Source organism: Variovorax sp. Varisp41 (genome assembly GCF_047325085.1).
Classification (GTDB): domain Bacteria; phylum Pseudomonadota; class Gammaproteobacteria; order Burkholderiales; family Burkholderiaceae_C; genus Variovorax.
Map to the genome: position 1 here is coordinate 3,462,134 of NZ_CP168540.1, position 12,098 is coordinate 3,474,231.

Here is a 12,098-nt window from a genome sequence, read left to right on the forward strand (position 1 = left end):
AAGTTTTTTCAAAAAAGTTCGAGACGGACCTCCACTGCGCCGGAACTGATGCGTCTGCATGGGTAGTTCTTTTCCTCTACCCATCGACCTTCCGGAGTCCGCCTTCATGCCGCACCCGCGCTTCCGCCCCGCCGCCACCGCCTTCGCGGCGGCCCTTGTCCTCGCCGCCTGGGGCACCTCATCCGTCAACGCCCAGCCCGTGCCCGCCGTGCAGGCCGCGGCCGTCTACCCGATCGCGCTGCCCGCCCAGCCGCTCGGCGCGGCGCTCAACGAACTCGCGCGCCAGGCCCGGCTGCAGCTGATGGTCCATCCCGACCTCGTCGCCGGCAAGCAGGCGCCGGCGGTGTCGGGCCAGTTCACCGCGAGCCAGGCGCTGGAGCGCGTGCTCGCGGGCAGCGGCCTGGGCGCGAGCCTCGACGGCAACGCGGCCGTGATCCGCGCCCTGCCCGCGGCAACGAGCGGCGCGACGCTGCCGCCGGTGGTGGTGAACGCCGCCGCGCCCGACGCCACGCCGGCCCTGCAGCAGGACGGCACCGCCGCCGACGGCTACCGCGCCAAGACCGTCTCCTCGGTTGGCGCGCTCGGCGGCATGGCGCTGCAGGACACGCCGTTCTCGATCAGCGTGGTGCCGCGCGAGCTGGTCCAGAACATCCAGGCGCAGTCGCTCGACGACATCTACAAGCTCAACCCCTCGACCCGTACCGCCACCCCGCAGATCACGGGCTGGTCGCCGCTCGTCAACATCCGCGGCTTCAACGGCTACAACACGGCGGAAGACGGCCTGCGGCGCCTCTACAACCATGCGGCCGTGGTCGAGGACAAGGAACGCATCGAGATCCTGAACGGCCTCTCGGGCTTCCTGTTCGGCGCGGCCCAGCCCGGGGGCATGATCAACAGCGTCTACAAGCGCCCGACCGTCGAGCGCCTCAACAGCCTCACCGTCGGCAACTACGGCGGCAGCCAGGCCTACGTGCACGGCGACTTCGGCGGCCGCTTCGACGAGGCCGGCCGCGTCGGCTACCGGCTCAACGTGGTCCGCCAGGACGGCAACACCGCCATCGACGACCAGAAGATCGACCGCACGCTGGTCAGCGCGGCCGTCGACTGGCAGCTCACCGACCGCCTGCTGGTCGAGATGAACGCGGTCTACAACAAGTACCGCAGCGCGGGCACCTCGGCCTACTGGTTCTACGACATCCCGCGCGGCCGCGCGCCCGACGCGCGCAGGAACTGGAGCCAGCCCTGGGTGCGCGACGAATTCGAGAACACCAAGCTGATGGCCAAGGCCACCTACCGGCTCGACGAGCGCATCACGCTGCGCGCCGCCTACATGCGCGACGGCATCGACCGCCCGGTGCAGGATCACACGATGAACAGCGTGAGCTCGGCCGAGGGCTTCAGCCAGATCCGCATCCGCTCGGGCCGCACCGAGGACACCTTCGAGGCCGGCTCGGCGCTGGCCGACATCCGCTTCGAGACCGGCCCCGTGTCGCACAAGCTCACGGTGGGCGCCTACATGTATTCCGACAAGTCCTGGGCCACGCGCAGCAGCCCCAACACCGGCTGGCAGGGGCCCTACCCCTTCTCGCAGCCGACCTACGTGCCCGAGCCCTACTTCACGCCGAACATCTACACGCCCTATTACGCGGGCCGCGTGATGAACCGCAACCAGGTGATCGGCGACCATCTGCAGTTCGGCGAGCAGTGGTCGATGCTGCTGGGCGTGACGCGCAGCAACATCCGCACCGTCGCGCTCGACGGCGAGGGCGCGAAATCGCAGCCCGACTACGACAAGAGCCGCAGCTCGCCCTCGGTCTCGCTGATGTACAAGCCCGTGCCCTGGCTGACCGCCTATGCGAGCTACATCGAGGGCCTGGAAGCCGGCGGCACCGCGCCCGACACCGCCGCCAACTTCGGCGCCGTGCTGCCGCCGATGGTCAGCCGCCAGAAGGAGATCGGCCTGAAGGCGACGGTCGGCGAACTGCTGCTGACCGGCGCGCTGTTCGACATCGAGAAGGCCTACGAATACATCGACACGGCCAACACCTACACGCAGAACGGCCGGCAGAAGCACCGGGGCTTCGAGTTCAACGTCTCGGGCAAGCCGGCCGACAAATGGACGGTGGTGGGCGGCCTGACCGCGCTCGATGCCAAGGTCAGGGGCTCCGAGTTCGACGGCAAGGCGCCGCAGAACGTGGCGAAGCTCATCGCCAAGGTCTATGCCGAATACGAGCTGCCGGTGCCCGGCCTGGTGCTGACCGGCGGCCTCTACTACACGGGCCGCCAATGGGCCAATGCCGACAACACCGACCGCCTGCCCGCCGTCACCACCGCCGACCTCGGCCTGCGCTACGCCATGAAGCTCTCGGGCCGTCCGCTGACCCTGCGGCTGAACGTGAACAACGTCGCCAACAAGAGCTACTGGCTCAACAGCTACTACGTGGGCGCGCCGCGCAGCGTGGCCTTCTCGGCGCAGATGCCGTTCTGAGCGGCATCCGCGCCATCCGGTGCGAGGATCAGAAGTCCTGCGCCACCGGCCGCAGCACCACCTCGTTGATGTCCACGTTCGCGGGCTGCTCCACCGCGTACACCACCGCGCGCGCCACCGAGTCCGAGGGGATCTGGCTGGCCTCGTAGAAGGCCTGCACGCCGGCGGCGGTCTCGGCATCGGTGGTGCCGAACTTCAGTTCGGACTCGACCGCGCCGGGCGAGACGATGGTCACGCGGATGCCGGTGTTGCCGACCTCCACGCGCAGGCCTTCCGAGATGGCGCGCACCGCGTACTTGGTGGCGCTGTAGACGGTGCCGATCGGCGTGAACACCTTGATGCCGGCGATCGAGGCCACGTTGACGATATGGCCGCTGCCCTGCGCCTGCATGCGCGGCAGCACGGCGGCGATGCCGTAGAGCACGCCCTTGATGTTGACGTCGATGGTGCGGTCCCATTCGTCGACCTTGAGCTTCTCGATCGGCGACAGCGGCATCACGCCCGCGTTGTTGACCAGCACGTCGATGCGGCCGAAGGCCTCGACGGTGGCGGCGGCGAGCCGCTCGAGGTCCTCGCGCTTCGCCACGTCGGTGGCGACCGCGATGGCCTCGCCGCCGGCTTCGCGGATCTCGGCGACCACCTTCTCGAGCCGGTCGGTGCGGCGCGCGGCCAGCACCACCTTCGCGCCGCGGGCGGCCAGGTGGCGGGCGGTGGTTTCGCCGAGGCCGCTGCTGGCGCCGGTGACGATGGCAACCTTGCCGCGGATGTTGTCTTGGACGGAAGTCATGGTGTTTTCCTTGGGTGGGCGTTGAAGAACTTGAAGAAGTGCATGCAGTGTGGAAAATCCGGGCGTTCCCGTAAATGAAACTCTCGCGACTTCAGAATTCCTGATTCAGGAACACTCAACCCACCCCCATGTCGAACCGGCTCGAAGCCCTGCGCGTGTTCTGCGCCGCCGCCGATGCGGCCAACTTCCGCGATGCCGCGGTGCGCCTGGCGGTCTCGCCGCAGGTGGTCACGCGCGCCGTGCGCGAACTCGAGGAGGAACTGGGCGAGCCGCTGTTCCACCGCAGCACGCGCGGCGTGCAGCTCACCGACTTCGGACGCCAGCTCGCGCAGCGCGCGCGCACCGCGGTCGGCGGCGTCGATGCGCTGTTCCACCGCACCGACCGGCGCGCGCTGTCGCAGCACGCGGGCACGGTGCGCGTCACCGCGCCCAACGTCTACGGCCGGCGGCTGATTCCCGAGGCGCTGGCGCCGATGCTGGCGGCGCATCCGGGGCTGGTGCTCGACCTGCGGCTGTCGGAGGAACATGCCGACGTGGTCGACGAGCAGATCGACATCGGCGTGCGCGCCGGCCCGATCCGCGATGCGCGCTTCGTCGCGCGCACGGTCGGGCGCATGCAGCTGCGCGTGGTGGCGGCGCCGGCGCTGATCGCGCGCACCGGTATCCCCGAGAACATCGAGGCGCTGCCGGGCTTTCCGCTCACCGCGCTGCTCGACCGCAGCGTGGGCCGGCCCTGGTCCTGGTTCTTCAGCAAGGGGCGGCAGATGCCGGTGGCGGCGCCGGCCTTCATCAGCGACGACGTGGAGGCCGAGTGCACCGCCGTGCGCGCTGGCCTGGGTTTCGGCCAGCTCGCGGGGCCGCTGGCCGAGCCGCTGATCGCATCGGGCGAGCTGGTCGAGGTGCTCGAGGCCGAAGCGCCCGAGTCCTGGCCGATCCATGTCTACCGCTCGCAGCGCGCGCCGGTGCCGGCGCGCGTGCGGCTGGTCTACGACGAACTCGTGCGCGCGCTGCGCTGAGACCTACTCGTACTTCTGTCCTTCGAGCATCAGCTCGGGCGTGCCGATCACCGCGTTGAGCGCATCGAAGTCCAGCATCTGCGGCCGCCACGGCTGCGTGGTGCGGTGGCGGTGCAGGCTCGCGTAGTAGCCCTGCAGCGTGTGCGTCACGGCGCGCGCCGTGCCGCCCGGGAAGATCGCGATGCGAAAGCCGTGCCGCTGCAGCGCGTCGGCATCCTCGATCGGCGTCTTGCCGCCTTCGACCATGTTCGCCAGCAGCGGCACGCGGTCGCCGAAGCGCCGGCAGGCCGCGTCCATCTGCTCGGGCGAGCGCAGCGCCTCGATGAAGAGCGCGTCCACGCCGCAGGCGAGATAAGCCTCGGCGCGGTCGAGCGCGGCCTCCATGCCCTCGACCGCCACCGCGTCGGTGCGCGCGAGGATCAGGGTCTCGCTCGAGCTGCGCGCATCGAGCGCGGCCTTGAGCTTGCCGACCATCTCGCGCTCGGACACCACGGCCTTGCCGTCGAGGTGGCCGCAACGCTTGGGAAAGGTCTGGTCCTCGATCTGCACCATGGCCGCGCCCGCGCGCTCGAAGCCGCGCACGGTGCGCTGGGTGTTGAGCGCATTGCCGAAGCCGGTGTCGGCATCGACGATCACCGGCACGCGCACGCGCTCGGTGATGCGCGCCAGCGTGTCGGCCACCTCGGTGAAGGTCGTGAGGCCGACGTCGGACCGGCCGAGCCGCGTGTAGGCGATGGAGGCGCCCGAGAGGTACAGCGCCTCGAAGCCGGCCTGCTCGGCCACCAGCGCGCTGAGCGCGTCGTACACGCCGGGCGCGAGCACGATGTCGTTGCGCGCGAGCCGGGTCTTGAAAGAGGGATTCGTCATGCGGAGTTCGTCCTGGTTGGGATGGATGCGGCGAGCGTGCGCGCCGCGATGTAGCCGCCGGCCACGGCGCTCAAGAGGCCGTTGCCGGAGAGATAGCCCCAGACCGCGTCGCCCGACACGCCACCCGCCGCGCCGCCCGCGGCCAGCAGGTTGTCGAAAGGCGTGCCGTCGTGGCGCAGCACGCGCATGTCGGGTGCGATGTCGAGGCCGCCCTGGGTGTGGAACAGCGCGCCCGTGACCTTGACCGCGAGGTACGGTGCGTCGAGCCCGCGCGCGAACACGCGGCCATCGGGCGCGGGCGTGCCGGTGCGCATCGCGTCGAGCGTGGCCTGCAGCACCGCGGCCTCGCAGCCGATGCAGTCGGCCAGTGCGGCCACCGATTCGCAGCGCCGCACGGCGCCTGCCGCCTCGGCTTCGCGGAAATCGGGAAAGCCGCGCGCCAGCGCGAGCAGTGGCGCGTCGAACACGTTCCAGGCGATGCCGCCCGGCTGCGCGAGCACATGCACCGCGGCTTCGGAGTAGCCCTGGGTCTCGTCATGGAAGCGCCGGCCCTCGCGGTTGAGCTGCACGCCGCCTTCCATCATCACGGCCCAGGACATCAGCGCGCCCTGCGGCGTGACCCAGGAGCCATGGCCCTGGTAGCCGCCGAGGTCGCGCAACCGCGCGCCCAGCGCCTCGCCCCAGAGGATCGCGCTGCCGTCGTTGCCCACGTGGCCGCCGAACGCGGCCTCGGCCATCTCGGGCAGCAGCGCGCGCACCATCGGCGCATTGCCGCCGAAACCGTTGCAGGCCAGCAGCAGCGCATCACAGCCCAGCGTCTCGCGGCTGCCGTCGGGGCGCGCGTACTCGACGCCGACCACGCGGTCGCCATCATCGAGCACCAGCGTGTCGACCAGCGCCTGCGTCAGCACCGGAACGCCGGCCGCCGAGGCGACCGACTGCAGCGCCGCCATCAGCGCGGCGCCGGTCTTCTGTTCGAGCGCATGCATGCGGTGCACGCCATGGCCCGGGTAGAGGAAGCCATCGAGCAGCAGCCACCGCAGCCCGTGCCGTGCCTGCAGCGCATCGAGCGCCGGGCCGATGGCCCCCGCATAGGCCGCGACCAGCGCCGGTGCCGCGCGGCCATGGGCCTTGGCCTGGATGTCGGCGGCGAAGCGCTCGGCGCTGTCGTCGAGCACGCCGTGCGCGCGCTGCGCGAGCGTGCCGGGCGCGGGGATGAAGCCCGAGGACAGCGCGCTCGATCCGCTGGGCAGCGCATCGCGCTCGAGCACCACGCAGTCCACGCCCGCATCGGCCAGCATCAGCGCGGCAGTGAGCCCGCAGGCGCCGCCGCCGACGATCGCCACCGGCACGCGCACCTCGGCCTCGACCGAGGCCGCGCGGCGCACCGGTCGCGACGGGTTCGAACTCATGCGAGCGACGCGGCGAAGGCCGCGCAGTCCGTCACCTCGGCCACGTTGCGCATGTCGGCCAGCGAGGTCTGGTGGCGCTCCTCGCCGAAGGCCGCGCAGCCGTCGGCCAGCACCAGCGTGCGGTAGTCGCGCATGTGCGCATCGCGCACCGTGCTCGCGACACCGCCGTTGGTGACGATGCCGCAGACCGCCACGGTGTCGATGCCCGCGCGGCGCAGCACCCAGTCGAGCTGGGTGTTGAAGAAGGCCGAGTACGCGACCTTGCTCACGTTCACGTCGACCAGGCCGGCCAGCGCATCGACGTTGGCCTGGCCCCAGCTGCCGGGCGCGAAGTCGCCCCTGGCGAGGTAGGGGCGCAGCGCCTTCAGGTGCGGCGACACCATCGGCTCGCCCGCGGCATCGGGCCACAGCGTGAACTGGCTCGCCACCACCATGCCGCCCGCGGCCTTGAGCGCGCGCGCCACCGCGGCCACGCGCGCCGGCAGCAGCAGCGCCGGCGGGTTGGTGTCGCCGCCGCGCGCATAGGCGCCCCGGGCATCGAGGAAGTCGTTCTGCAGGTCGATTACGACCAGCGCGGTGCGTGCCGCGATCGGTTGCCTGGTTTCGCTCATGACAGCCTCACCAGAAGGTTGCCGTGCGCATCGACCTCGGCATGGAAGCCGGGTTCGAGCCACACGGTGGTGTCGGCCTGCTCGAGGATCGCGGGCCCCTCGATGCGCGCGGCCACCGGCAGTTCCAGGCGCGCATAGCGTTGCGCCTCGTGCCAGCGGCCGTCGTGGAACACGCGCTGCGTGCCCAGCGGCGCGGTGCTGCCCTTCCCCTCGGGCGCGAGCACCTTGAGGTCGAACTTGGGCCGCACGCCGATGCGCGCATAGCGCAGGTTCATCACGCGGATCGCGATGCCCTCGAGCACGCGGCCGAAGGCAGCCGTGTAGCTGGCCTCGAAGGCGGCGCGGATGGCGGCGGCCGTGAGCGGCGCGCTGCCGAGCACCACGGGCAGCGTGTGCGTCTGGCCCGCGTAGAGCATGTCGAGCGCGATCACCTCGCGCACCTCCTCGAAGCGCACGCCCGAGGAATCGAGGCGCTGCTGGCAGCTCGCGGCCAGCTCGTCGATGCGGCGCTGGACGTCCGCCACGTCGAGTTCGGCCAGCGGCTTGTTGAGGGTCTGCACCGCGTCGTGGCGCATGTCGGCGATCACGCAGCCCAGCGCCGAGGTCACGCCGGGATAGCGCGGCACGATGCCGGTGGCCACGCCGACCTCGCGCATCATCGCGCACACGTGCAGCGCGCCGCCGCCGCCGAAGGGCATGTAGGCGAAGCGGCGCGGATCGTGGCCGCGCTCGATCGACACCAGGCGAATGGCGCCGGCCATGCGTGCGTTGGCAACCGTGAGGATGGCCTCGGCGGCCGCATGCACGTCCAGGCCCAGCGGGCGCGCGACGTGTTCCTCGATGGCCTGGCGCGACTTCTCGCCGTCGAGCGCCGCGAGCAACCCGCCGCCCAGCGGCCGGTCCGCCGCGATACGGCCCAGCAGCACGTTGGCGTCGGTCACCGTGGGGCGCATGTTGCCGCGCCCGTAGCAGGCCGGGCCCGGCACGCTGCCGGCCGACTCGGGTCCCACCTGCAGCATGCCGCTCGCATCCACCGAGGCGATGGAGCCGCCGCCCGCGCCGATGGTCTCGATCTGGATCATCGGCGAGCGGATCACCATGCCGAACTCGATCGCGGTCTGTGCGGCCAGCGCGGCCTCGCCGTTGGCCACCAGCGAGACGTCGAACGAGGTGCCGCCCATGTCGCCGGTGATCGCGTTCGGGAAGCCGGCCGCGCGCGCGATGGCCGCGCAGGCGATCACGCCGGCGGCCGGGCCCGAGAGCGCGGTGCGCACCGGCAGGTCGCTCGCGGTCTGGCGCGACATCACGCCGCCGTTGCTCTGCACCACCAGCAGCTCGCCCGCGAAGCCCTGCGCGCGCAGGTCCGACTCGAGCCGGCCGAGGTAGCTGCCCACCACCGGCTGCAGCGCGGCGTTGAGCGTGGCGGTCGAGCAGCGCTCGAACTCGCGGATCTCGGGCAGCACCTCGCTGGCCGAGGTGACATGCGGATTCGGCCAGAGCTCGCGCACCGCCGCGACCGCGAGCCGCTCGTTCGCCGGGTTGGCATAGGTGTTGATGAAGAACACGCAGACCGCCTCGCAGCCGGCCTCGAGCAGCGCGCGCGCCTCGGCGCGCACCTGGTCGAGATCGACCGCGGTGTGCAGGGTGCCGTCGGCCAGCACGCGCTCGTCGACCTCGCGGCGCAGGTCGCGCGGCACCACGGGCAGGAAGCTGCCGCGCAGGCCCCAGGTCTGGGGCCGGTCGCGGCGGCGCATCTCGAGCACGTCGCGGAAGCCGCGCGTGGTGATGATGCCGGTGCGCGCCACCTTGCGCTCGAGCAGCGCATTGGTGCCGACCGTGGTGCCGTGCACGATGGTGGCGATGGCCGCGGCCGAATCGGCCACGCGTGCCACGCCGTTCATGAAGCCGCGCGCTTCCTCGCCGCGCGTGGACGGCACCTTGACGATGCGCGCCGTGCCGTTCGCCTCGTCGAGCACGAACAGGTCGGTGAAGGTGCCGCCGACGTCGACGCCGACGACCAGGGAATTGCGGGGGTTGCCAGGGGAGCTCATTCGGATGCCTCGTCCTTGTCGTTCTTGTCGTTGCCGGTCGTCACATAGCCCATCGCGCGGTCGGCCGCGCGCTGCGCCGCGGGCCGCTCGGCGGCCTCGCCCCAGCCACCGCCGCCCGGCGTCTCGAGCCGCACGCGCTCGCCGCGCTCGAGCCGGATGCCGCGCATCTTCGAGACCATCGGCGGCACGTGCCATTCGCCCGCGTTCTCGTAGCGGAACACGTTGACCGCGCCTGCGCCGCCGCCCGCGATGCCCTTGGGCGGCGAGGTGCCGCGCTCGCCGAACACGAAGACTTCGGCGTCCTTCTCGAGCAGCTCGATCTCGTAGACGGCGCCGAGGCCGCCGCGGTGCCGGCCGTCGCCGCCCGAATCGGCGCGCAGCGACCATTCGGTGAAGCGCACCGGATAGGCGGCCTCGAGGATCTCCAGCGGCGGAATGGTCGCGGTCGAGATCGGCGCGTTGCCATGCGAGAGCCCGTCGCCGCCCGAGTGGCCGCCATGGCCGCCGCCGAAGAAGCTGAACATCACCCAGCGCTGGCCCTCGCGGCCCTTGTCGCTGCGGTGGCCCGCGATCGACAGCGCGTTGATGGTGCCGTAGGCCTGCGCGACGGCGCGCGTGGGATCGGCCTGCGCGGCGGCGCTGAAGATCACGTCGATCATGCGCAGGATGGTCTCGGTGTAGCCGCCGACCGGACGCGGGCGTTCGGCGCTGATCACCAGCCGGTCGGGGATATCGAAGTCCACCGCGTCGAGCACGCCGGCATTGGCGGGCACGTCGGGGAACAGGTGCTTGAGCGCGACGTAGCAGGCCGCCACGGCGGTGGCGCGCGAGATGTTGACCGGCCCCGCGCATTGCGCCGAGGTGCGCGAGAAGTCGAGCAGCAGCCGGTCGCCGGCCACCGTCATGTCGAGCGCGATGGTCAGCGGCTCGTTCGCGATGCCGTCGTTGTCGAGCAGGTCCTCGAAGCTGTAGCGGCCGTCGGGCAGCGAGGCGATGTGCGAGCGCATCAGCCGCAGCGCGCGGCCGCGCAACTCGCCGAGCGCGGCCAGCACCAGGTCGTCGCCGTACTCGTCGAGCAGGCCGTGCAGCCGCTTGGCGCCGAGCTCGAGCGCCGCGAGCTGGCCGTTGAGGTCGCCCCAGAGGCTGTCGGGCAGGCGCGTGTTGGCCTGCAGGATCGCGAGCACGTCGGCATCGAGCTTGCCGTCGCGCACGATGCGCACCGGCGGGATCTGCACCGCCTCCTGCCAGCACTCGGTGGCCGCGGGGTTGTAGTTGCCGGGCACCGCGCCGCCCACGTCGTGCCAGTGCGCGGCCGAGGCCATGTGGCAGTAGAGCTTGCCGTGGCGGAAGAAGGGCTTGACCAGCTTGAAGTCGTTGGCGTGCGTGCCGCCGTCGTAGGCATCGTTGCTGATCCAGATGTCGCCGTCCTTCATGCCGCCGCGCGGCGCGGCCGCGGCGAGGGTGGCGCGCACCGCGAAGGCCATCGCGCCCACGAACACCGGCAGGCCCGACTTGCCCTGCACCAGCGTGTCGCCGCTGGTCGCGTCGTACAGGCCGTGGCAGGCGTCGTGCGCCTCGGCGATGATGGGATTGAACGCGCTGCGGTAGAGCGTGGCGTCCATCTCGTCGGCCACCTGCTCGAGGCGGCCGCGCAGCACGGCGAGCGTGACGGGGTCGAGTGTGTCGTTCATGTCAGTTGTCCATTGCACTGAGTGCCACTCGCATCGCAAGGGGCCGCGGAGGAGCACGAAAACGGGATCGGACTTCCGGACGCAGAGGACGCGAAGGTTCCGCAAAGGTCGCGAAAGAAAACCTCGAAAGTTTTCCTGGATCCTTTTTGCGGTCTTCGCGAAACCTTCGCGTCCTCTGCGTCCGGCTGTTCGTATTTCATTTCAATCCACCTTCGCTCCGCTGGTCTTCACGACCTTGGCCCACTTGTCGATTTCCTTCTTCACGTGGGCAGCGAATTCCGCCTGCGTGGAACCCACCGGCTCGGCGCCGAGCGCGGCCAGCTTCTCGCGCACCTCGGGCAACTTGAGGATGCGTTGCACCTCGGCCGAGAGCTTGTCGACCACCGGCTGCGGCGTGCCCTTGGGCGCGAACAGGCCCGACCAGGCATCGGCATAGAAGCCCGGGTAGCTCTCGGCGATGGTCGGCAGATCGGGCAGCGAGGGCGAGCGGCGCAGGCTGGTGAGCGCGATCGCGCGCAACTTGCCGGCCTTGACGTGCGGCAGCGCCGAGGGCAGCCCGTCGACCATCATCTGCACCTGGCCGGCCAGCAGGTCGGACACCGCGGGCGCGCTGCCCTTGTAGGGCACGTGCGTGATGTCGACGCCGGCCTCGGCCTTGAGCATCTCCATGCCCAGGTGCGCGGCCGTGCCGTTGCCCAGCGAGGCGTAGTTGAGCTTGCCGGGCTCCTTCTTCGCGAGCGCGACCAGCTCGGCCAGGTTCTTCGCGGGCACCGAGGGATGCACCACCAGCACGTTGGGCACCACGGCCACCTGGCTGATGGCGACGAAGTCGGCCACCGGGTCGTAGGGCATCCGGCTGTAGAGCGAGGTGTTGATGGCATGCGAGCCGGTCACGCCCATCACCAGCGTGTAGCCGTCGGCCGGCGCCTTGGCCACGAGGTCCGAGCCCACGTTGCCGCCCGCGCCCGCGCGGTTGTCGACCACCACGGGCTGGCCCCAGTGCTCGCTCATCTTCACCGCGACCAGCCGCGCCGCGGCATCGGTGGCGCCGCCCGGCGGGAAGGGCACGACGATGCGGATCGCCTTGTCGGGAAAGCCGCCGGCCTGGGCGGCGGCGACGAGCGGCAGGCACACGAGCAGCGTGCTGGCGAGGTAGCGCAGGAGTTTCATGGTGG

General features: G+C 71.1%; 9 protein-coding genes. 2 read left to right on the plus strand and 7 right to left on the minus strand.

Annotated elements, in window-relative coordinates; genetic code table 11:
* Positions 1-106 precede the first annotated feature (106 nt).
* Positions 107-2,488, plus strand: coding sequence for a TonB-dependent siderophore receptor (locus ACEN9J_RS16060; RefSeq protein WP_413761506.1), 2,382 nt, complete (start codon positions 107-109; stop codon positions 2,486-2,488).
* A 28-nt stretch (positions 2,489-2,516) separates the two neighbouring features.
* Here the strand turns inward: ACEN9J_RS16060 and ACEN9J_RS16065 are convergent, their stop codons facing one another.
* Positions 2,517-3,275: an SDR family oxidoreductase gene (locus tag ACEN9J_RS16065; RefSeq protein ID WP_413761507.1), complete on the minus strand. Its 759-nt coding sequence runs from the start codon at positions 3,273-3,275 to the stop codon at positions 2,517-2,519.
* Between the two features lie 128 nt (positions 3,276-3,403).
* On the opposite strand from ACEN9J_RS16065, the gene ACEN9J_RS16070 reads away from it, so the two are divergent.
* Positions 3,404-4,291 (plus strand): LysR family transcriptional regulator, encoded by an 888-nt coding sequence (locus ACEN9J_RS16070; protein WP_203204284.1) that lies wholly within the window; start codon positions 3,404-3,406, stop codon positions 4,289-4,291.
* Positions 4,292-4,294: 3 nt separating this feature from the next.
* Here the strand turns inward: ACEN9J_RS16070 and ACEN9J_RS16075 are convergent, their stop codons facing one another.
* The 6 genes from ACEN9J_RS16075 to ACEN9J_RS16100 form a co-directional block, all read right to left on the minus strand.
* Positions 4,295-5,158, minus strand: coding sequence for an isocitrate lyase/PEP mutase family protein (locus ACEN9J_RS16075; RefSeq protein WP_093354010.1), 864 nt, complete (start codon positions 5,156-5,158; stop codon positions 4,295-4,297).
* Positions 5,155-6,570: an FAD-dependent oxidoreductase gene (locus ACEN9J_RS16080; protein ID WP_413761508.1), complete on the minus strand. Its 1,416-nt coding sequence runs from the start codon at positions 6,568-6,570 to the stop codon at positions 5,155-5,157. Before ACEN9J_RS16080 ends, ACEN9J_RS16075 begins: the two co-directional genes overlap by 4 nt.
* Positions 6,567-7,181: a cysteine hydrolase family protein gene (locus tag ACEN9J_RS16085; protein WP_413761509.1), complete on the minus strand. Its 615-nt coding sequence runs from the start codon at positions 7,179-7,181 to the stop codon at positions 6,567-6,569. Before ACEN9J_RS16085 ends, ACEN9J_RS16080 begins: the two co-directional genes overlap by 4 nt.
* Positions 7,178-9,232, minus strand: coding sequence for a hydantoinase/oxoprolinase family protein (locus tag ACEN9J_RS16090; protein ID WP_413761510.1), 2,055 nt, complete (start codon positions 9,230-9,232; stop codon positions 7,178-7,180). The genes ACEN9J_RS16085 and ACEN9J_RS16090 overlap by 4 nt, the downstream gene beginning before the upstream one ends.
* On the minus strand, positions 9,229-10,923 hold the full coding sequence (locus tag ACEN9J_RS16095) for a hydantoinase B/oxoprolinase family protein (RefSeq protein ID WP_413761511.1): 1,695 nt from the start codon (positions 10,921-10,923) through the stop codon (positions 9,229-9,231). Before ACEN9J_RS16095 ends, ACEN9J_RS16090 begins: the two co-directional genes overlap by 4 nt.
* 201 nt (positions 10,924-11,124) lie before the next feature.
* A complete protein-coding gene (locus tag ACEN9J_RS16100; protein ID WP_057590954.1) occupies positions 11,125-12,093 on the minus strand; it encodes a Bug family tripartite tricarboxylate transporter substrate binding protein in 969 nt (322 codons plus the stop codon).
* Between the last annotated feature and the right edge of the window lie 5 nt (positions 12,094-12,098).

Excerpts from the sequence above, each read along its gene's own strand:
- ACEN9J_RS16060 (WP_413761506.1), top strand. The coding sequence starts at position 107 with ATGCCGCACCCGCGCTTCCGCCCCGCCGCCACCGCCTTCGCGGCGGCC.
- ACEN9J_RS16065 (WP_413761507.1), bottom strand. The coding sequence starts at position 3,275 with ATGACTTCCGTCCAAGACAACATCCGCGGCAAGGTTGCCATCGTCACC.
- ACEN9J_RS16070 (WP_203204284.1), top strand. The coding sequence starts at position 3,404 with ATGTCGAACCGGCTCGAAGCCCTGCGCGTGTTCTGCGCCGCCGCCGAT.
- ACEN9J_RS16075 (WP_093354010.1), bottom strand. The coding sequence starts at position 5,158 with ATGACGAATCCCTCTTTCAAGACCCGGCTCGCGCGCAACGACATCGTG.
- ACEN9J_RS16080 (WP_413761508.1), bottom strand. The coding sequence starts at position 6,570 with ATGAGTTCGAACCCGTCGCGACCGGTGCGCCGCGCGGCCTCGGTCGAG.
- ACEN9J_RS16085 (WP_413761509.1), bottom strand. The coding sequence starts at position 7,181 with ATGAGCGAAACCAGGCAACCGATCGCGGCACGCACCGCGCTGGTCGTA.
- ACEN9J_RS16090 (WP_413761510.1), bottom strand. The coding sequence starts at position 9,232 with ATGAGCTCCCCTGGCAACCCCCGCAATTCCCTGGTCGTCGGCGTCGAC.
- ACEN9J_RS16095 (WP_413761511.1), bottom strand. The coding sequence starts at position 10,923 with ATGAACGACACACTCGACCCCGTCACGCTCGCCGTGCTGCGCGGCCGC.
- ACEN9J_RS16100 (WP_057590954.1), bottom strand. The coding sequence starts at position 12,093 with ATGAAACTCCTGCGCTACCTCGCCAGCACGCTGCTCGTGTGCCTGCCG.